The 19,334-nt window shown below is 66.5% G+C and carries 20 protein-coding genes and 2 pseudogenes; 12 read left to right on the top strand and 10 right to left on the bottom strand.

The features are described from left to right. Nucleotides 1–85 precede the first annotated feature (85 nt). Complete coding sequence (locus ROSELON_RS07960) at nucleotides 86–991, top strand: LysR family transcriptional regulator (protein WP_025311884.1); 906 nt, start codon at nucleotides 86–88, stop codon at nucleotides 989–991. Nucleotides 992–1,112: 121 nt separating this feature from the next. Here the strand turns inward: ROSELON_RS07960 and ROSELON_RS07955 are convergent, their stop codons facing one another. Both ROSELON_RS07955 and ROSELON_RS07950 read right to left on the bottom strand, forming a co-directional pair. Next, the gene (locus ROSELON_RS07955; protein ID WP_025311883.1) at nucleotides 1,113–3,251 is read right to left on the bottom strand and encodes an esterase-like activity of phytase family protein; all 2,139 of its coding nucleotides are present in this window, start codon (nucleotides 3,249–3,251) and stop codon (nucleotides 1,113–1,115) included. A gap of 155 nt (nucleotides 3,252–3,406) precedes the next feature. Next, nucleotides 3,407–4,609, bottom strand: coding sequence for an aminopeptidase P family protein (locus tag ROSELON_RS07950; protein WP_025311882.1), 1,203 nt, complete (start codon nucleotides 4,607–4,609; stop codon nucleotides 3,407–3,409). A 161-nt stretch (nucleotides 4,610–4,770) separates the two neighbouring features. Here ROSELON_RS07950 and ROSELON_RS07945 point away from each other — a divergent pair, with 161 nt between their 5' ends. The 10 genes and pseudogenes from ROSELON_RS07945 to ROSELON_RS07900 all read left to right on the top strand — a co-directional run bounded on the left by ROSELON_RS07945 (nucleotide 4,771) and on the right by ROSELON_RS07900 (nucleotide 13,397). Then, complete coding sequence (locus ROSELON_RS07945; protein ID WP_025311881.1) at nucleotides 4,771–5,712, top strand: ABC transporter permease; 942 nt, start codon at nucleotides 4,771–4,773, stop codon at nucleotides 5,710–5,712. Next, on the top strand, nucleotides 5,709–6,533 hold the full coding sequence (locus ROSELON_RS07940) for an ABC transporter permease (protein WP_025311880.1): 825 nt from the start codon (nucleotides 5,709–5,711) through the stop codon (nucleotides 6,531–6,533). The genes ROSELON_RS07945 and ROSELON_RS07940 overlap by 4 nt, the downstream gene beginning before the upstream one ends. After that, complete coding sequence (locus ROSELON_RS07935; protein ID WP_025311879.1) at nucleotides 6,530–8,119, top strand: ABC transporter ATP-binding protein; 1,590 nt, start codon at nucleotides 6,530–6,532, stop codon at nucleotides 8,117–8,119. Before ROSELON_RS07940 ends, ROSELON_RS07935 begins: the two co-directional genes overlap by 4 nt. Continuing rightward, a pseudogene (locus ROSELON_RS07930) lies at nucleotides 8,103–9,547 on the top strand (aldehyde dehydrogenase family protein). Before ROSELON_RS07935 ends, ROSELON_RS07930 begins: the two are co-directional and overlap by 17 nt. Nucleotides 9,548–9,654: 107 nt before the next feature. Then, nucleotides 9,655–10,221 (top strand): hypothetical protein, encoded by a 567-nt coding sequence (locus tag ROSELON_RS17430; protein ID WP_025311878.1) that lies wholly within the window; start codon nucleotides 9,655–9,657, stop codon nucleotides 10,219–10,221. Beyond that, entirely contained in the window at nucleotides 10,218–10,670 is a 453-nt protein-coding gene (locus ROSELON_RS07920; RefSeq protein ID WP_025311877.1) for an acyl-CoA thioesterase, read from the top strand. The genes ROSELON_RS17430 and ROSELON_RS07920 overlap by 4 nt, the downstream gene beginning before the upstream one ends. Further along, nucleotides 10,660–11,400, top strand: a complete 741-nt coding sequence (locus tag ROSELON_RS07915) for a glucose 1-dehydrogenase (protein ID WP_025311876.1) — start codon at nucleotides 10,660–10,662, stop codon at nucleotides 11,398–11,400. Before ROSELON_RS07920 ends, ROSELON_RS07915 begins: the two co-directional genes overlap by 11 nt. Continuing rightward, the gene (locus ROSELON_RS07910; protein WP_025311875.1) at nucleotides 11,400–11,741 is read left to right on the top strand and encodes a hypothetical protein; all 342 of its coding nucleotides are present in this window, start codon (nucleotides 11,400–11,402) and stop codon (nucleotides 11,739–11,741) included. The genes ROSELON_RS07915 and ROSELON_RS07910 overlap by 1 nt, the downstream gene beginning before the upstream one ends. Then, a pseudogene (locus ROSELON_RS07905) lies at nucleotides 11,738–12,734 on the top strand (P1 family peptidase). Before ROSELON_RS07910 ends, ROSELON_RS07905 begins: the two are co-directional and overlap by 4 nt. Nucleotides 12,735–12,833: 99 nt before the next feature. Further along, nucleotides 12,834–13,397: a hypothetical protein gene (locus tag ROSELON_RS07900; RefSeq protein WP_025311874.1), complete on the top strand. Its 564-nt coding sequence runs from the start codon at nucleotides 12,834–12,836 to the stop codon at nucleotides 13,395–13,397. A 96-nt stretch (nucleotides 13,398–13,493) separates the two neighbouring features. On the opposite strand, the gene ROSELON_RS07895 is transcribed toward ROSELON_RS07900, so the two are convergent. From ROSELON_RS07895 to ROSELON_RS07875, 5 genes are all read right to left on the bottom strand, one after another. Then, nucleotides 13,494–14,063, bottom strand: a complete 570-nt coding sequence (locus ROSELON_RS07895; protein ID WP_025311873.1) for a F0F1 ATP synthase subunit B — start codon at nucleotides 14,061–14,063, stop codon at nucleotides 13,494–13,496. Then, nucleotides 14,063–14,635, bottom strand: coding sequence for a F0F1 ATP synthase subunit B' (locus ROSELON_RS07890; RefSeq protein ID WP_038650314.1), 573 nt, complete (start codon nucleotides 14,633–14,635; stop codon nucleotides 14,063–14,065). Before ROSELON_RS07890 ends, ROSELON_RS07895 begins: the two co-directional genes overlap by 1 nt. Nucleotides 14,636–14,719: 84 nt before the next feature. Further along, nucleotides 14,720–14,956: a F0F1 ATP synthase subunit C gene (locus ROSELON_RS07885; RefSeq protein WP_011453893.1), complete on the bottom strand. Its 237-nt coding sequence runs from the start codon at nucleotides 14,954–14,956 to the stop codon at nucleotides 14,720–14,722. Nucleotides 14,957–15,025: 69 nt separating this feature from the next. Then, nucleotides 15,026–15,760, bottom strand: coding sequence for a F0F1 ATP synthase subunit A (locus ROSELON_RS07880; protein ID WP_156946002.1), 735 nt, complete (start codon nucleotides 15,758–15,760; stop codon nucleotides 15,026–15,028). A 123-nt stretch (nucleotides 15,761–15,883) separates the two neighbouring features. Next, nucleotides 15,884–16,231: an AtpZ/AtpI family protein gene (locus tag ROSELON_RS07875; protein ID WP_025311870.1), complete on the bottom strand. Its 348-nt coding sequence runs from the start codon at nucleotides 16,229–16,231 to the stop codon at nucleotides 15,884–15,886. Nucleotides 16,232–16,439: 208 nt separating this feature from the next. Between ROSELON_RS07875 and ROSELON_RS07870 the strand changes: the two genes are divergently transcribed. Next, entirely contained in the window at nucleotides 16,440–16,787 is a 348-nt protein-coding gene (locus ROSELON_RS07870; protein WP_025311869.1) for an ArsR/SmtB family transcription factor, read from the top strand. On the opposite strand, the gene ROSELON_RS07865 is transcribed toward ROSELON_RS07870, so the two are convergent. The 3 genes from ROSELON_RS07865 to ROSELON_RS07855 form a co-directional block, all read right to left on the bottom strand. Then, nucleotides 16,784–17,290 carry a ClbS/DfsB family four-helix bundle protein gene (locus tag ROSELON_RS07865; RefSeq protein WP_025311868.1) on the bottom strand — a complete coding sequence of 169 codons (507 nt, stop codon included), beginning with the start codon at nucleotides 17,288–17,290 and terminating at the stop codon, nucleotides 16,784–16,786. The genes ROSELON_RS07870 and ROSELON_RS07865 overlap by 4 nt on opposite strands. Nucleotides 17,291–17,362: 72 nt before the next feature. Beyond that, complete coding sequence (locus ROSELON_RS07860) at nucleotides 17,363–18,265, bottom strand: DMT family transporter (protein WP_025311867.1); 903 nt, start codon at nucleotides 18,263–18,265, stop codon at nucleotides 17,363–17,365. Next, on the bottom strand, nucleotides 18,262–19,140 hold the full coding sequence (locus ROSELON_RS07855; protein WP_025311866.1) for a LysR family transcriptional regulator: 879 nt from the start codon (nucleotides 19,138–19,140) through the stop codon (nucleotides 18,262–18,264). The genes ROSELON_RS07860 and ROSELON_RS07855 overlap by 4 nt, the downstream gene beginning before the upstream one ends. Nucleotides 19,141–19,334: the final 194 nt, after the last annotated feature.

Genomic DNA, 19,334 nt, shown 5'->3' with positions numbered 1-19,334 from the left:
TCTCCGTCTGCCTTGGAGGTGGATATATTCATGCGCCAAAATTGAATAAATTGACGAATATGGCATTCATGTTATGCGTTTATGCATGGATTGGCGGAGCATCACCTTCGACTGGACCCGCGCGCGCGCGTTCCTCGTCACGGCCGAGGAGGGATCATTGTCGGCCGCCGCCCGCGCCCTTGGCCTGACCCAGCCCACGCTGGGACGGCAGGTGGCGGCGTTCGAAGAGGAGCTTGGCGTGACGCTGTTCACCCGCGCGGGCAAGCGGATGGACCTGACCGAGGCCGGGCTGAAACTGATCGATCATGTGCGCGCGATGGGCGCGGCGGCCAACGCCCTGTCGCTGGCGGCCAGCGGACAGTCGGACGAGATCGCAGGCGAGGTGACGGTCACCGCTTCGGATCTTTATGCCGCGCATATCCTGCCGCCGGTGATCGCCCGTCTGCGGGACGATGCGCCGGGGCTACGCATCACCGTCATCGCCTCGAACGCCGTACGCGACCTGATGCGGCGCGAGGCCGATATCGCCATTCGCCATGTGCGCCCCACCCAGCCCGACCTGACCGCGCGCCTAATCACCCATGACGAGGCGTGGCTTTACGCATCCGCCGACCTGATCGCGCGGCTGGGGCCGGTGCAAAACCCGGCGGACCTGAGGGATGCGCCCTTCATCGGCTATGACGCGACCGATACCTATCTGCGCCTTCTGGGCGAGCAGGGGTACAGCCTGACGCCTGACAATTTCCCCGTCCTGACCGAGGATCACCACGTGCAATGGGCACTGGCGCAGGCTGGGGTCGGCATGATCGCGGCACCGGCCTGGCTGGGCGATGCCGAGTCGGAGTTCGTGCGCGTGCTGCCCGGCACCGACCCGCTGGTGCGGTTCCCCGTCTGGCTGGTCGCCCATCGCGAGGTCCACAATTCCCGCCGTGTGCGGCTGGTTTATGACCGTCTGGCCGAGGAGATTGCTCGCACCGTGCAAACCGGGTGACAGCCGGAAAACTCGAGTTTTCCGTCCCGTTTTCCTCGAGGACAACGCTCCCCCTGACAACCCGACGAAAAAGGCCCCCGCCGGGGCGGGGGCCGGATCGTCATGAAATGACTTTGGGGAATTACATCGGCGGGATGGCGAAGAACATCGTCTCGCCCGAATGGTCGTCGACCCCGTCATTGTCGGTCGAGATCCACATCGTGCCGTCGGGCGCGATGGCCAGACCCTCGACCTTGTCGAGGACATAACCGCCCGTCGACGTCAGATAAGGCAGCAGGTCGACCACCAGGTCCGGTTCCAGCACGGCGGGGGTTTCGCCCAGCGCAACCATGCCGTCCAGTGCCGACAAGTGCACGCGGGTGATGATCTTGGTCACCGCGCGGGTATCAAGCTGGTTGTCGCGCTCGATGAAGTAGACGAAATCGCCATGCGCCACGATCTCCGACAGGCCGACCCAACCGGTGTCGGGATCGGTCAGCGGGTAGTGGATGACCGACCAGTCCTCGGTCTCCAGGTTGTAGCCCAGAACCTTGGCGTGGTTGTCCGGGTCGTCGCGCCATTCGCGCTGCACCGCGATATAGAGCATGTCATCGACGCGGGTGATCCCCTCGAAGCCGAAGCGGCGTTCGACGGCCAGCAAAGCGTCGGGCAACGTGATGTAGTCCTCGATCGCGCCATCGGCACCCACGTGGTAGATCGCGTGCGGCACCAAACGGTCGCTGCGCCCTTCCGAGGCGATCCAGAAACCACCCTCGGCGTCCAGCGTGATGCCTTCCATGTCCAGCAGTTGGGCAGGCTGGCCTTCGCGCGTGACGCGGATGGCATTGACGATGCGGGCCGGGGTTTGGCTGACATCGATGTGGAAGATCGTCGGCTGCATCCCGTAGAAGCTGTCGGAGACGGCGTAGATCGTGCCATCCTCGGCCATGACCTGACCCGAGATCGCACCCCAGCCGGTCAACTCGTCCATGCCGGCACTGGTCAGGTGCGGGTAGACCGCGGGCGCTTCCTGGTATTCGAACAACATGACATGGGCGCGGGGGCCGGCATCGTCGGTTTCGTTGGCCGAGACCAGGAGGTTGCGCTCGGGGATGGTTACATAGCCTTCCGGCCCGATGCCCGAGGGCAGCAGCTGCATCAGCACGGGCGCGGCGGGGTCGGTCACGTCATAGACGCCCACGACCGAGCCACGTTCCGAGCCGACGAAGACCATCGGCGTGCCGCCGAACGTGTCCACCGTGATCGACTCGGGCTCGACACCTTTGTTCGCCGAGCGCCCCTCGGGGTAGTGGCCGATCTCAATGATCGCGCGTTCGAAATCGAGGCCGCTTTCGTAAACCACGGTGCCGTCCTGGTGAAAGATCGTCCAGCCGCGGCTGCCGCCATCCATGTCGCCCTCATTGGCGGTGGCGAAATGATCTGCGTCGATCCAGGCGACCGAATCCGGCTCGCGCGGCACGGTGATGGTCTGGTCGAAGACCAGCGCGCCCTCTTCCTCGGTGTCGGCACCTTCGAGCGTGACCTCACCGGCAGAGAAATGGCTCAGCACCTCTCCCGCCGCATTCAGGACAACCATGTGGTTGTTCTCCTGCATCGTCACGACGATCTCGTTCTCGGCGTTGATCGCCACGAATTCCGGCTCGGGGTCTTCGGGCGACACCTCGGCCAGTCCCGTGACGTCAGCCATGATCAGGCTGTCGCAAACCAGCCCATCCTCGGCGGTCTCGACGATGGCGACGAAACCGGCGGGCATCTGACCGGTGCGGCCATCGCCCAGATCCTCGTCGCGCTCGTTCTCGATGGCGACGGTGACAAAGCTGCCGTCGGGGGCGACGGCGACGCTGTCGGGCTGGCCGCCCAGATCACAGGTGGCCAGGACCTCGCGGCTGTCGACGTCGATCGCGTGCAGCACGCCGGACGTGTTGACGTAATCCGCCGAGGTGTTCTCGCCCAGGTAGGCGATCTGGCCCATCACGGCGACCGAGGTCGGCTCGCCCTCCAGCTCGATCACACCGGCGGCGGCGGGATTGGCCGGGTCGGTGATGTCGATGAACCCGACCACGCCCGCGGGGCTGTCGGTATAGACCAGCGTCATGCCATCCGCCGTGGCGGAAATGATCTCGGCCGAGGATTCGTCCGCCGCCGGCATGTTGTCAGCCACGCGGAACGAGGCGATGCGGTTGAAGTTCATGTCTTGCGCGAAGGCCGGGCCGGCCGTCAGGGCCAGCGCCGAGGTCAGCGTCAGAAAGCGGGTGGTCATACGGATCCCCCAGGGGTTGTCGCAGAATTGCACCCGCTTCCTTTGGCGCATGGCCATGACGGTGACGTTACGGCCACATGTCAGTTTCATGACGGCACGGGGCATGGATCGCAAGCGTGGGCGCGCCGCCCTGCCCCGCGAGCGCCAGGGCCCGATCAGATCACGTTGTGGTCCGGGCCATAAGGGAAACCGGTGATGTCCTCGGCGCCGTCTGCGGTCACGATCAGGATGTCATGCTCGCGGTAGCCGCCCGCGCCCGGCTGCCCCTCGGGGATGGTCAGCATCGGCTCCATCGAGATGACCATGCCGGGTTCCAGCACGGTGTCGATGTCTTCGCGCAGTTCCAGCCCCGCTTCGCGGCCATAGTAATGCGACAGCACGCCAAAGGAATGGCCATAGCCGAAGCTGCGATATTGCAGCATGTCACGTTCGGCAAAGAAATCGTTGATCGCGTGGGTGATCCCGGCACAGGTCGCGCCCGGCTTGATCAGGCTCATGCCCAACTCGTGCGCGCCGACATTCGCCTGCCAATAGGCGAGCGAGGCGTCATCGACCTCGCCCACGAAAAGGGTGCGTTCCAACGCGGTGTAGTAGCCCGAAATCATCGGGAAGGTATTCAGCGACAGGATATCGCCGCGCGCCAGCTTGCGCGCTGTCACCGGGTTATGCGCGCCATCTGTGTTGATGCCGGACTGGAACCAGACCCATGTGTCGCGGTACTCGGCATCGGGGAAGCGCGCGGCGATCTCGGCCTCCATCGCGTCGCGGCCCGCCATGGCCACGTCGATCTCGCGCGCACCTTCGCGGATGGCATCACGGATGGCGTAGCCACCGACATCGGCCACCTTGGCGCCCGCACGGATCAATTCGCGTTCCGCTTCGGATTTCACCATGCGCTGGCGCATCGTCTGCGGCGCGATATCGAGCGTGGATTGCGGCCGCAGCAGATGGCGCAGCTTTTCGCATTGCGCCAGCGTCATGTGATCCTCTTCGATGCCGATGCGCCGCCCGGTGCCCGCCACATGGGCCACCGCGCGCCAGTAATTGTCACGCTCCCAATCGGTGTAGGTGATCGCATCACAGGCACAGCGCCGCCACGGCTGGCCCGCGTCGATGCCCGCGCTGATGACCACCGCGTCCGAGGCCGTCACGACAAGGCCATATGGCCGCCCGAAGGCGCAGTAGAGGAAGCCGGAGTAATAGGCGATATTGTGCATCGAGGTCAGGACGACCGCGTCCAGACCATGCGCATCCATGATCGACCGCAGGCCCATCAGACGGCTGTCATACTCGGCCAGAGTGAACGGCAGCGGGGCCTTTTCGCCATTGTGAAATCGGAAGAACTGGGGGCGCTCCATCGGCCGACCCTCCTTGTACAAGACATGCCCCGGCGTTCAGGGCGGAGGGGCCATGAGGTGGAGCGACGCCATCGCCCCGGCCAAGCGTCATTATCCAAGGCGCGCACGCCTGCGCAAGTCCCCTCTGGCACGGGGCACGCGCGGCGTCTAACGTCGGGGCCATGCTGCGTTACCTCCTGACCCGCGCCCTGTCTCTGACGCTGTCCCTGATCGTGGCCAGCGTGGTGATCTTCGCGGTGATCGAGGTGATCCCCGGCGATCCCGCCACCTACATGCTGGGTCTGAACGCAACCGATGAGACACTGGCCGCCCTGCGGGATGAGCTTGGCCTCGGGGGCAGCGCGCTCGGCCGCTATCTCGACTGGGTCGGGGGCATGCTGACGGGGGATTTCGGCATCTCCTACACCTACCGCGTTCCGGTGGCCGAGTTGGTGCTGGACCGGTTGCAGGTCTCGCTGCCGCTGGCGGCGATGGCACTGGCGCTGTCCACGCTGATCGCCTTTCCCATCGGCATCCTTGCGGCATCGAACCGGGGCGGCGTGGTGGATTACGGCATCATGGGCGCGACACAACTGAGCATCGCCGTGCCGAATTTCTGGTTCGCGATGCTGCTTGTGCTGCTGTTCGCGGTGACGCTGCACTGGTTTTCGGCAGGTGGGTTTCCCGGCTGGGAGGACCCCCTTCTGGCGCTGAAATCCCTGACCCTGCCCGCCATCGCGCTGGCCCTGCCGCAGGCCTCGATCCTTGCGCGCGTCATGCGCTCCGCATTGCTGGAGACGTTCTCGCAGGATTACATGCGCACGGCGCGGGCCAAGGGGCTGACGCGCGGGCAGACCATCCGCCGCCATGCCCTGCGCAACGCGCTGATCCCGGTGCTGACGATCATCGGCCTGCAATTTTCCTTTCTGCTGGCCGGCGCCATCATCATCGAGAACGTTTTCTTCCTTCCCGGCCTCGGGCGGCTGATCTTTCAGGGCATCACCCAGCGCGACCTGATCGTGGTGGAATCCGTGACCATGCTGCTGGTCTTCTCCGTGATCCTCGTGACCTTCCTTGTCGATATCACCTATGCGCTGGTCGACCCGAGGTTGCGCCGCAGATGAGACGCCTGCCCCCTGCCCTTATCCTCGGAGGGGTCCTGTCCGGGGCCTTTCTGATCGTCGCGCTGATCTCGCTCGTCTGGGTGCCCTACCCGGTCGATGGCGTCTCCATCGCGGACCGACTGCAACCCGCCAGCCTTGCGCACCCGCTCGGCACCGACCAGTTGGGCCGCGATGTGCTGTCGCTTTTAATGGTGGGCGCGCAAACCTCGATCGCGGTGGCGATCCTTGCGGTGGGCATCGGCATGGGCCTTGGCGTGCCGCTGGGCCTGGCCGCCGCCGCCCGGCGCGGCAGCCTTCTGGACGAGGTCATCATGCGTGGCAACGACCTGATCTTTGCCTTCCCGTCGCTGGTCATCGCCATCCTGATCACGGCGCGCTACGGCCCCTCGGCCACCAACGCGATCATCGCCATCGGCATCTTCAACATCCCCGTTTTCGCCCGCGTGGCGCGCGGGGGCGCGCTGCCGCTCTGGACGCTGGATTACATCCTTGCCGCCCGCACCGCCGGCAAGGGCCGCATCCGCATCAGCGCGGAACACATCCTGCCCAATATCGCCAACCTGCTGATTGTGCAGGCGACGATCCAGTTCAGCTTGGGCATCCTTGCCGAGGCCGCGCTCAGCTACGTGGGCCTTGGCGCGCAACCGCCCACGCCCAGTTGGGGCCGCATGCTGGCCGAGGCGCAGACGATGATCTACACCCACCCGATGCTGGCCGTCCTGCCCGGTCTGGCCATCGTGCTGATGGTGCTGGGGCTGAACCTGATGGGCGACGGGTTGCGCGACGTGCTCGACCCGCGGCTCAGGCGGGGGCGGTCATGATCGCGCTCGACCGCCTGTCGCTGTCCATCCACGGCCAGCCGATCCTGCACGACCTGTCGCTGGACATCGCGCCGGGCGAGATCTTCGGGCTGGTGGGCGAGTCTGGCTCGGGCAAATCCATGACCGCGTTGGCCTTGATGGGCCTGCTGCCCACCGGCGCGGAAACCACCGGCCGCGCCAATCTCGACGGCACCGACCTTCTGGCATTGTCCGAGGCCGCGCTGTGCCGCCTGCGCGGCAACGAGATCGGCATGATCTTTCAGGAACCGATGACGGCGCTGAACCCGGTGCAGACCATCGGCGCGCAGGTGGCCGAGACGCTGCTGATCCATGGCACCGAAAGCCGGGCCGAGGCCCGCGCCATCGCCCGCGACCGGCTGGACCGCGTCGGCCTCAAGCATATCCCGATGGACCGCTATCCGCACGAGCTGTCGGGCGGCCAGAGACAACGCGTCTGCATCGCCGCCGCCATCGCGCTGCACCCGCGTCTGCTGATCGCCGATGAACCCACCACCGCGCTGGACGTGACCACGCAGGCACAGATCCTCGACCTGCTGCGCGATATCGTGGCGGACGAGGGGATGTCGCTCCTGCTCATCACCCATGACCTCGCCGTGGTGGCCGACATGGCCGACCGCATCGCCGTGATGCAAAAGGGCGAGATCGTGGAAACCGGGCCGACCGAGACCGTCCTCACACGGCAGGACCACCCTTATACTCGCGCGCTCTTCGCCGCCTCCTCGCATCAGCCCCAGCGCGCCGCGCATCCCGACCCGGCCCCCTTGCTGGCCGTCGAAAACGTCACCCGCAGCTATCCCGGCCCGCGTCAGGGGTTTCGCAGTGGCCCGCCCCTTCATGCCGTCGATGGGGTCAGCTTTGCGCTGCATCAGGGCGAAAGCCTTGGCCTTGTCGGGGAATCCGGCTGCGGAAAATCCACCCTCACGCGCGCGATCCTGGGGCTCGACCCGATCCAGGGCGGTGCGATCCGCCTCAACGGCACGCCGGTCAATCCGCAAATGCCGCGCGCTGCGCGCGCCGATATCCAAGTCGTGTTTCAGGACCCATATGGCAGTTTCAATCCCCGCTGGCGGGTCGAGCGGCTGATCGCGGAACCCTTCCACCTGCTGCCCGATCCGCCGCGCGGGACGCAACGCCGCGACCGCGTGGCCGAGGCACTGTCGGCCGTCCACCTGTCGCCCGACGACATGCACAAATACCCGCACGAGTTTTCGGGCGGCCAGCGGCAGCGCATCGCCATCGCCCGCGCGCTGATCACCCGCCCCAAACTCCTGGTGCTGGACGAGGCGGTATCGGCCCTCGACGTCTCGGTCCGCGCGCGTATCCTCGATCTGCTGGCCGAGTTGCAGGACGCCTTTCACCTGTCCTACCTTTTCATCAGCCATGACCTGACCGTGGTGCGCGCCATCACCGACCGCGTCATGGTCATGCAGGCGGGCAAGATCGTCGAAGAAGGGGCGACCGAAGCCGTCTTCAGCAGGCCGCGCCACGCCTACACGCAGACCCTTCTTCGGGCCGCCCCACGCCTGCCCGACCATATCGGAGGATCCCATGACACCCTGGTTTGACCCGACCCAAATCTTCATCGGCGGCCGCTGGCGGCCCTGTGCCGGTGGCCAGACCCTGCCCCTCGAAAACCCCTCGACCGGCGAAGAGATCGGGCGCATCGCGCGCGGCGACCACCGCGACGTCGACTCCGCCGTGCAGGCCGCCGAGGCGGCGTTGCAGGGCGAATGGGGCACCCTGACCGCAGCCGAGCGCGGTCGGCTGCTGCTGCATCTGGGCCAGTTGGTGACCGAGCATTTCGACCAACTGGCCGAGATGGAGGCGACCGATGTCGGCAAACCCCTGCAACAGGCCAAGAACGACGTCACCGCGCTGCGCGCTATTGCGAATTCTACGGCGGTGCCGCCGACAAGGTTATGGGCGAAACGATCCCGTTTCAGACCGGGTTCACCGTCTATACCTTGCGCGAACCCCATGGCGTGACCGGCCATATCGTGCCGTGGAACTACCCGATGCAGATCATCGGGCGCTCGATCGGCGCGGCGCTGGCCATGGGCAATGCGTGCGTGCTGAAACCGGCCGAGGAGGCGTGTCTGACAGCGCTGGCCTTTGCCGATCTCGCGCGGCAGGCCGGGTTCCCGCCCGGTGCGCTGAACGTGGTGGCGGGCCTGGGGGACGAGGCCGGCGCGGCGCTGACCGCCCATCCGGGCGTGCGTCACCTGTCCTTTACCGGCTCCGTCGCCACGGGGCGCAAGGTGCAGGCGGCGGCGGCCGAAAACCTGATCCCCGTCACGCTCGAACTGGGCGGGAAATCGCCTCAGCTCGTGTTCAAGGATGCCGATCTGGACAAGGCGCTGCCCTTCCTCGTCAATGCGGGCATCCAGAACGCGGGCCAGACCTGTTCGGCCTCCTCCCGCATCCTCGTGCAACGCGACCGCATGGACGAGGTGACCGAGCGCATGGCCGAGGCCTATCGCGGCCTGCGGGTCGGCCCGGCGATGGCCGATCTGAATGTCGGCCCGCTGATCTCGGCCCGCCAGAAAGAGATTGTGGAAAGCTACCTGTCGCTGGCCGACCCCGCACAGATTGCCGCGCAGGGCACTGTGCTGGATAACGCCCCCAAGGGCGGCCACTACGTCGCGCCCACGCTGATCTCGGACCTCGCCCCCGACCACCGCCTTGCGCAAGAGGAAATCTTCGGCCCCGTGCAGGTGCTGCTGCCCTTCGAGGATGAGGAGGACGCCGTACGCATCGCCAATGGCACGGCCTATGGCCTCGTCGCCTCGGTCTGGTCATCGGATGGCGGGCGGCAGATGCGGCTGGCCAAACGCCTGCGCGCGGGGCAGGTCTTTTTGAACAACTACGGCGCCGCGGGCGGGGTCGAGCTGCCCTTTGGCGGGGTCGGGCATTCGGGACACGGGCGCGAAAAGGGGTTCGAGGCGCTCTATGGCTTTTCGGCCCTGAAAACCGTCGCCGCCCATCACGGGTAATACCCATCGCCAAGGCCCGCGCTGGCCCGGCAGGGCACACCGGCCTCGCGGGGGCTTTCCCTCTTCCCGCGCGCCCGCTAGCCTCATAACGACCCTCTGGAGGCACCATGTCACGCTTCGGCAAATTCCCCATCTTCGCGCTGCTGATTGCGCTTGCGGCGCTGGCCGCGGCGCTGTTCGGGGCGCTGCACAACCAGATCAGCTATTCCGTCGGCCCCAGCTATTTCACCGATTTCAAGTTCACACAGTTCGGCACCGATCCCCAGATGGCCCCGCGCCTGGCCGCCGCCCTGGTGGGCGCTCAGGCCAGTTGGTGGGTCGGGGCGCTTGTGGCGCTGCCGGCCTTTCTGTTCGGGTTGGTCGCCGTGCCACGCAATGTCAGCTATTTCGCCGCCGGGATCGGCGCCATCGGGCTGGTCGTGGTGCTGGCCACCTTTGCCGCCATCGCCGGCATGCTCGGCGGGATCATCGTGACCGCGACCGGCTGGCTGGAGGGGGCCGTGTCCCTGCCCGAGGGTGTCGACCGGGCAGAGTTCCTGCGCGCGGGCTTCATGCACGATGCCAGCACTATCGGCGCGGGGCTGGGGGCGATCCTTGCCTTCTGGCCCATGCGCCGCGCCCGCCAGATCGACGCGATGCGTCACGCCCGACAGGAAAAGGCCCCGAACGAATGACCCAACTCCCCCATTTCGGCATCGAGACGCTGCGCCGGCCGGTCCAGCCCGCCGATTGCGACATCCTCGGGCACATGAACGTGGCGCGCTACGTCGATGCCGTCTCTGATGCGATGTTTTCGCTGATGACGCGCTTTGGCCTGTCGCGCATCGCCATGGCCGAAAAGCGCGTCGGCCTCGTTGCTGCCCATCTCGAAGCCGATTACCGGGCCGAACTGCTCTCGGGCGACGTGATGGTGATGCAAAGCAGGGTCGAACATGTGGGCACGAAATCGGCCCGCTTCGCGCACCGGCTCTACCGTGTCGATACCGCCGCGCTGGCCTTCGAGGCCAGCCATGTCTCGGTCTTTTTCGACCTCGACGCCCGCCGCGCCGCGCCCTTTCCCGATGACATTCGCGCGGCCTTGCAGGATCTGCTCGGCACGAAAGGAGAGGCCGATGCGGCTTGAGGGCAAAAACGCCATCGTCACCGGCGGCGGATCGGGCTTTGGTGCCGGGATCGCGCGCATCTTCGCCCGCGAGGGCGCGCAGGTGATGGTCGCCGACATCAACGCCGAGGCCGCCCGCGCCATAGCCGAAGAGGTGGGCGGCATCGCGCAAACGGTGGATGTGGCCGACGGCGCCTCGGTCGCCGCGATGACACAGGCCGCCTTGACCGCATGGGGCCGGATCGACATCCTTGTGAACAACGCGGGCATCACCCACCTGCCGAAGCCCCTGGAAGACGTCAGTGAGGAAGAGTTCGACCGCGTCCTCGCCGTCAACGCCAAGTCCGTCTACCTGACCGCGCGCGAAATCGTGCCGCAGATGAAGGCGCAGGGCGCGGGCGCGATCCTCAACATCGCCTCGACCGCCGGCCTTTCGCCGCGCCCCCGGCTGAACTGGTACAATGCCTCCAAGGGCTGGATGATCACCGCGACCAAGGCCATGGCCGTGGAGCTTGCCCCCGCCGGCATCCGCGTCAACGCGCTGGCCCCCGTGGCTGGTGAAACCCCGCTTCTGTCCAGTTTCATGGGCGAGGACACGCCCGAGATGCGGGCGAAATTCCTGTCGACCATCCCGATCGGGCGGTTTTCGACGCCGGACGATATGGGCGAGGCGGCGGCGTTCCTGTGTTCCGACGCGGCCTCGATGATCACCGGCGTCGCGATGGAGGTGGACGGGGGGCGCTGCATCTGATGCCCCGCCTCGCCCGCCTGCCCGCCGAGATCACTGTCTTTGCGGGCGATTTCGCCAGCCAACCCCTGGCCTTCGCACATCTGTGGGATGTCGCGCCCGATCTCGACCTCGACCATGTCGAGGTGATCCCCCGTGCGAATGCCGCAAAACGCCTCGCCCCCTATTTCGACGCGGCCACCATCGCGCGCCTGACCGCCCATCCGCAGGATACCCTGATCCTCGTCCTGCCCGCCGCCCATGCCACGCCCGATTGCCCCCTGGGCGCGACCGACCGCCTGACGGCCCTCGGTCCGATCCGGGGGCAGGTGCCCCAGCTGATCCGGAAAGGCATCACGCCATGATCCGGCCCGGCCCGCGCAACCTGATCACCGATGTCGCGGGGCTGCGCGTGGGCAACGCGCAGGATGAGCGCATCAAGACAGGCGTCACGGTTCTGGTGGGCGAGCGTCCCTTTACCGCCGCCGTGCATGTCATGGGCGGCGCGCCGGGCACGCGCGAAACCGACCTCCTGGCCCCCGACAAGACGGTGCAGGAGGCGGACGCGTTGGTCCTGTCTGGCGGATCGGCCTTTGGCCTCGACGCCGCCTCGGGGGTGGCCGATGCCCTGCGCGCGCAGGGGCGCGGCTTTGTCGTGGGGGACCAGACCGTGCCCATCGTGCCCGGCGCGATCCTGTTCGACCTGATCAATGGCGGCGACAAGGCCTGGCCGGAAAACCCGTACAAGGCGCTCGGCCAAGCCGCGTTGGGGGCCGCGGGAGAGGCATTCGCGCTCGGCAGTGTCGGCGCGGGCACGGGTGCTCTGATCGCCGATCTCAAGGGCGGGCTTGGGTCCACATCGGCCGTGGTGAACGGGGTCACGGTCGGCGCCCTGGCAGCGGTCAATGCGCTGGGGCGCGTGACGGTCGGCGAGAGCGCCCATTTCTGGGGCCGCCCCGTTCGAGATGGGGGGCGAGTTCGGCGGACGGGGCCCGGCGCCACCAGAGGCGTTCGACCCAAACGAGATTCCGCCCGTGAAAGGTGGCGAGGCGCGCAACACCACAATCGCCATCGTCGCCACCGATGCCGCCCTGACCCAGGCACAGGCCACCCGCATGGCCGTGGCCGCCCATGACGGTTTTGCCCGCGCCATCTGGCCAAGCCACACGCCCATGGACGGCGACCTGGTCTTCGTGGCCGCGACCGGCGCACGCTCGCTGGCCGACCCCCTCGGCGATCCGCTGATCCTCGGGCATGTGGCGGCATTGTGCATGGCGCGGGCGATCGCGCGCGGCGTCTATGCCGCGACGGGCCGCGGCGGTGACGTGATGCCCACATGGCAGGACCGCTTCGGCTGACCTCGCCTGCGGGGGGCGGCAAGTTGGGCTTTCCATCCCTATCGAGACGCCAGCGGACGCGGTACACTGACCCACCTGCCTCATTTCGGAAAGCCTACCATGCGCCGCTTGTTCCTCGCTCTTACCGCCACCGCCCTCTGCGCCCCGGTCTCGGCCCAGGCCGATGACATCACCGATGCGCTCTCTGCCGCGATCGCCGCCTATGAAAATGGCGAGATCCAGGATGCGCTCGGCGAAATCGCCTATGCCACCCAATTGCTCAACGAATTGCAGGCCGAGGGGCTCGAGACGTTCCTGCCCGCCGCTCTGGATGGCTGGACCCGCACCATCTCGGACGAGTCCGCCACCGCGCTCGGCTTCATGGGCGGCGGATCCGCGGCCGAGGCCAGCTATTCCGGCGCCGCCGGCAGTTTCACCGTCACCTATGTCGCCGACAATCCGATGGTCGGCGCAATGGCCGGGATGCTGGGCAATGCCTCGCTGATGGCCGCCATGGGGCGTATCGAACGCATCAATGGCGAAAACTTCCTCCAGGCCGATGGCGAGTTGTCGGCGCTGATCGGCGGGCGCGTCCTGATTCAGGCCAGCGGCAGCCCGACCGAGGCGATGATCGCGCATCTCGAACAGGTCGATTTCGACGCGCTTGGCAGTTTCAGCCAGTAGAGGCGCGGGCTATCACTCACCTGAAACGAAAACCGCCCCGGACCAGAATGGCCGGGGCGGTCTCCACATCTCAAAGGCGGTCGGGTCGGACCACGCTCAGTTCAGGCGCGCCTTTACCTCGGTGATCGACTGGTCGATCAACGCGTTGGCATCGGCGGCGGCCAACTGGCCCTGGATCAGTTCGCCGGCGGCACTGATCGCCACTTCGACGGCCCGATCGCGTACCGCGCGGACGGCCTTGGCCTCGGCGCTGCCGATCTGCTCCTCGGCAGCTTGCAGACGCCGCTGGATCGATGCTTCGAGGTCCAGCTTGGCCTGATCGGCCGCCGTCTGCGCATCGGCGCGGGCCTGCGCCACGATCCGCTCGGACTGCTCGGCCACTTCGCGCTGCTTGCGCTCGTAGCTGGCCAGCAGGGTCTGGGCCTCTTCCCGCAGGGCGCGGGCCTCGTCCAGTTCCGATTTGATGCCTTCGGCGCGCTGGTCCAGCATGCCCCCCAGCATCGACGGCACGTTGAAATAGAACAGGATCGAAAGGAACAGAAGGAAACCGATCAACACCACGAAATCGGTGTTGAACAGCGACGTGAAGTCATAGCCCGACTCGCCGGCAGCAAGCGCCGGACCAGCCAGGACCATGGCAAGGGTCAGGGTCAGAGCAGTACGCATCAGGCTTGTCCCCTCATCCGGGCCGTGATCGCGGCGTTGATGGCATTGGCGTCGACCGTTTTACCGGGCGCGACGGCCGCCACGATCTCGGCGGTGACGTCCCGGGCGACCTCTTCAACCGATTGCGCCGCGCTGGCCTGGATCTCGGCGATCCGGGCTTCGCTTTCGGCGGCTTTCGCGGCGATCTGTTCATCGGCGCGTGCGGTGGCTTCGGCCAGCCCGGCCTGAATCTCGGCGCGGGTTTCGTCGGCGATGCGGTGCGCCTCGGCGCGGGCATCGGCCAAGGCCTTGTCATACGCCTTTTCGGCCTCGGCCGCCTGACGCTTGAGGTCTTCGGCTGCCGCAAGGTCGTTGGTCAGCGTCCCCTGACGTTCGGCCAGAACCGCCGCGATCCGCGGCAGCGCGACCTTGTCGAGGATCAGCCAGATCGCCAAGAGCGTGACGACCAGCCAGAAGATCTGGTTCGGGAAGGTCGAAAAATCGAGCTGCGGCATTCCCGGCCCCGCGCTATGCGCGGCGTCCGCGGCCCCGTGCGCGGCGTCTGCTGCGCTATGTGTGGCGTCTTCGGCCATGATGTCCTCCTGGAACCGGGGTTACTGCGGGGCGAGGCGATATCTCGGCCACGCCCCGGCCGTAAGGAAGGTTCGGAAGGTGCCTTAGACGGCGAACATCAGCAGCAGGGCGACGAGGAAGGCAAAGATGCCCAGCGCCTCGGCGAATGCGATGCCGATGAAGAGGGTCGCGGTCTGCCCGGCGGCGGCCGACGGGTTGCGCAGGGCACCGGCGAGGAAGTTGCCGGCCACGTGGCCCACACCGATGGCGGCGGCGCCGGAACCGATTGCGGCGAGGCCAGCGCCGATGAACTGACCCATTTGTGCGATATCGCCTTCCATTGTCCTATCTCCTTACGTTGGAAGTTCGAGAAATCGGTGAGGGGGGCGGGCCAAATGCAGCCCGATCCCTCAGTGATGCGGATGCAGGGCGTCTTTCAGATAGACGCAGGTAAGAATGGTGAACACGTAGGCCTGGATGGCCGACACCAGCACCTCGAGCCCGTAGATCGCCACGACGCCGAGGATGGGGGCGATGCCCGCCAAGCCCATGGCCCCGGCAAAGCCCGCGAACACCTTGAGCACGGCGTGACCGGCCATCAAGTTGCCGGCCAGACGAATGGAGTGGCTGACCGGGCGCACGAAATACGAGATCACCTCGATGATGGCCAGGACGGGGCGCAACGCCAGCGGGGCCGATGCCACCCAGAAGAGGCTCAGGAACCCGGCACCGTTTTTGATGAAGCCGACCGCGGTCACCGTGATGAATACCGCCGCCGCCAGGATCGCGGTCACCGCGATGTGCGAGGTGGTGGTAAAGCTCATCGGGATCAGCCCGAGGAAATTGGCGAACAGGATAAACAGGAACAGCGTGAAGATGTAGGGGAAGAACGGCAGCGCGTCCTTGCCGGCCACGTCCTCGACCATCTTGCGCACGAAGCCATAGGCCAATTCCGCCATCGACTGGCTGCGCGAGGGGATCACGGCCCGCCCGCGCGTGCCCAGCACCATCAACGCCGCGACCGAGGCGATGGCCAGCGCCATCCACAAGGTCACGTTGGTCGGCGTGTACCAATGCACCGGGCCGTCGCCGAACAGCGGGCTCACAATGAACTGGTCCATCGGGTGAATGTTCGGGCCGTCCATGGTGTATTCGTCCACCAGGCCGAGGATGAAGAGCACTGCCGCGATCGCGATCAGCACGAAAAAGACGATACGGCCCGAGCCGGCCTTGCCTTGCGTATTGGTGCTTTCGCTCGCCACGTCCCTCTACCCCTTGTCTTGCCCATCGGCCGCGTCCCGTGCCGCGGCCCTGTCAATTTCGCTCCGCTGTACCTCTTCGGCCGAGCGGATCATCGTCTTGACCCCGGCGATGAAGCCCAGGATCGTGAAAACCACCATCAGCCATGGCCGTGTGCCCAACAGGGCATCGAGGCCGTAGCCGATCCCGAACCCGAGGCCCAAACCGGCCACCAGCTCGATCACCATCCGCCAGGCCAGTTGCGCCTGGGAATAATGCTCTTCCGTGTGGGGTTTCTCCGGCGCTTGCCGGGCTTTTGCCTGCGCCAGCTTTTCCTCCAGCGCCTTCAGGCGGTCGCTTTGGGTCGGCTCGGACATGGCAAAAGACACCCCTGGGGAAGTCGAGCGGAACCTAGGCAGGGACCCGTCCGGAGTCAACGCGCATTAGAGTGAGTCAAATTCACGACAACCCATTGCTTTTGAATGCTTATTTTCATCCGCGGCCAAACGGCCACACCTGCGCCGCCGCAAATCCATATTCAACCGTTCGGTTGACCAAACCCGCCCGGCCTCGCTAACTGCGGCAATGTCCAGGCGGCTCGATCATGTCTTTGCGGCCCTCGCCGACCCGACGCGGCGGGCGATCCTGTCGATGCTGCTCGAGGATGACATGGCCGTCACCGACGTGGCCGAGCCGTTCGAGATGTCGCTGGCCGCGATCTCGAAACACCTGACCATCCTCGCCGGGGCCGGCCTGATCACGCAGGAAAAGCGCGGGCGCGTGAAATGGTGCAAGCTGGACCCGGACGCCCTGAAAGAGGCGTCGGTCTGGATGCAGGGCTTTGGCCAGTTCGAGCCGGTCAACCTCGATGCGTTCGAGGCCTTTCTGGCGCAGCAGTTGCGCGACACCCCCGACGAGGGGCCCGAAGGTTAGGCCCCAGGCCCGTCGCCCACGCGCAAGGACGCCCGGATGAACTTGGCCGCGCTGCGGTAATGGCTGGGGCCCGAGGCCTCGGCATAGCGCCCCGTGGTCCATCCGGTGCCGCCCGGCATCGGCCCACCATAGAGCGTGTCGTCGGACGCCGCCGTGATCCAGTCGAGCAGGCGCCTGTGCTGCGCGCTCAGCCATGCGCGCGCCTCGTCCCAGGACAGGCCGGCATATGTTTCGCGCAGCGCCGCGTTGTAGGGTTTCAGCTGGTTCCATTTCACCCCGTGGTCGGGCATCTCGACCGGGCCGCCGCCGGCCCCCTCCTCCAACCACTGAAAGAACAGGCCGATCCAATGGGCGCGATGGGCCAGCACGTCCTTGATCGTGGTGCCCTCGGCATCGGGCCGGCTAGCATCGGTCTCGGGCAACGCCTCGATCAGGCGGGTCAGCTTGGCCCATTCCTTTTCCGTGATCGCGATCAACCCGGTTTTTGTCGTGGCTGCGGGCATGGTGCATCCTACTGTGCCGCGGATGCTAGGGAGCACGCGCAAGGCGCGCCATGATCCGGCGCAAGCCCCCGGCTATTCCTTGAGCAGCAACGCCACCGCGCCAAAGCTCAACCCCACCCCGACCAGCACAAGACCCGGCGGCACCGGCTGACCCAGCGCCAGTTCCCACAACAGCACCCAGCTGGGCGTGAGGTAGGTATAGGCCATCACCTTGGCCGAGGGCAGGCGCATCGACGCGTATTGCACCAGGAAGACGGTGGTCGAACTGGCGATCAGCGCGACATAGATCAACGTCACCCAGACCAGCGGGCGCAGGCCCATCCAGTCGGTCGCCAGGATATCCCCCGCGCCGTAGATCAACAGGATGCCGGCACAGGCCGACAGCGTCAGCAGGGTAAAGACCAGCACCGGCTCGCCCCGGTTCAGCCAGCGCACGGCGGGTGTATAGGCCGCATGCGCGACGCAGCCCCAGAAAAAGATCGCCTCGCCGCGCCCGACCTCGAAAGCGGTCAAGGCCGCCCAGTCGGCGCGAAAGATCACCCACAGCGCGCCCAGCGCCCCGATGCCCAGCGCCGCGACGATGCGCGGGCTGACCCCCTGGCGCAGCATCAGCCAGCCAAAGCCCGCGCTCATCACCGGGGTCAGGGTGAACACGGCGGCCGCCGACACGGGCGGCGCGGTTTTCAGCCCCTCGAACATCGTCACGAAATAGACGGCAAAGAACCCGCCAAGGATCAGGTAACGCCACGGCGCGGCCCAGGCAAAACCCGGCACCCCACCCCGCACCCGCACCACCGCCCAGATCGCGACGGCGGCAATGACGAAGCGGGTGGCGTTCAGTGCGGTCGGGGCGATCTCGTTGGCGATCTGCCCACCCAGCGAAAACGACCCCGCCACGAGCGCCGAAAAGGCCAGCATCGCCAGATGCCCGCGCCGCCCCTCTGCCGATGGGTCTGCGAAGGCGGTGCTGCTCACTCCACGGGCCAGGTCTTCACCTGTTCCTTGAGGTGCTTGAGAAAGGTCTGCACCTTGGCCGTGCGGTGCAGGTCCATATGGGTGACCAGCCAGACCTTGGCCGACCAATCCTCCATCGGGGGCAGCATGTCGACAAGATCGCCGGTGTTGCGCTGATCCCAGCCGGCGACAAAGCCGATGCCGATCCCGGCCAGAACAGCCTCTTTCACCGTTTCCATGTGCGAGGCGCGGAAGACCACCGCCTGGTCGGGCACGGTTTCCATCAGCCAGCGATAGAAGGGCGCGCGCGGCGTATCCTCGTTCGGCCCGATGAAGCGGTGCGCATCCAGGCTGTCTTCGGTCAGCATGCCATGCCTGGCGACATAGTCGGGGCTGGCGACCAGGCGGATCGTCTGGGTGAAAAACGGCTGCACCACATTGTCGGGCTGATCGGGCAGCTTGCCCGCGCGGATGGCCACATGCGCCTCGCCATATTCCAGCCGGAACAGCCGCGCGTCCGAGATCAACCTGACGCGCACATCGGGGTGGCGATCCTGAAACTGGGCGATCGTCGGCACCAGGAGCGGCGAGAGCGAGGCCAGCGACGTGACCAGCAGATCGCCCGTCACCTCGTCGCCGCGCCCCCTGATGCGCCCGGCCAGTTGCGTGAACTGGTCATCGGCCTGCCCCGCCACCGACAGCAGGTCCTGACCGGCCTCGGTCGCGGTGTAGCCGCGCGCATGGCGTTGGAACAGTTTTGCGCCCAGCCGCCCCTCCAACGCGTCGATATGGCGGATGACCGTCGCGTGATGCACGCCCAGAACCTCGGCCGCACCCGAGACCGTCCCCATGCGCGCCACCTGAAACGCGGTGCGGATCTCGTCCCAATTGTCCATGCGGTCACCGTGCAACTGCTCACAACTCGGCCGGAATGTCGCCTGTCCTGTTCGGCGATGCAATAGAGAAGCGCAGGACACGCGCCCCGGGCCATTCGTGCGTTTTTGCAGGGTTGGCCGCGCCTTTTCGCAAATTGCACGCCCCCGCGAACAGGCCAAGTTTGACGGCAGTGCTCATCCCACCCTGTCACAAG

It is taken from the genome of Roseibacterium elongatum DSM 19469, from assembly GCF_000590925.1.
GTDB classification, from domain to species: domain Bacteria; phylum Pseudomonadota; class Alphaproteobacteria; order Rhodobacterales; family Rhodobacteraceae; genus Roseibacterium; species Roseibacterium elongatum.
Note: the sequence above shows the minus strand (reverse complement) of the source record. Positions and strands in the feature narration are given on the sequence as shown.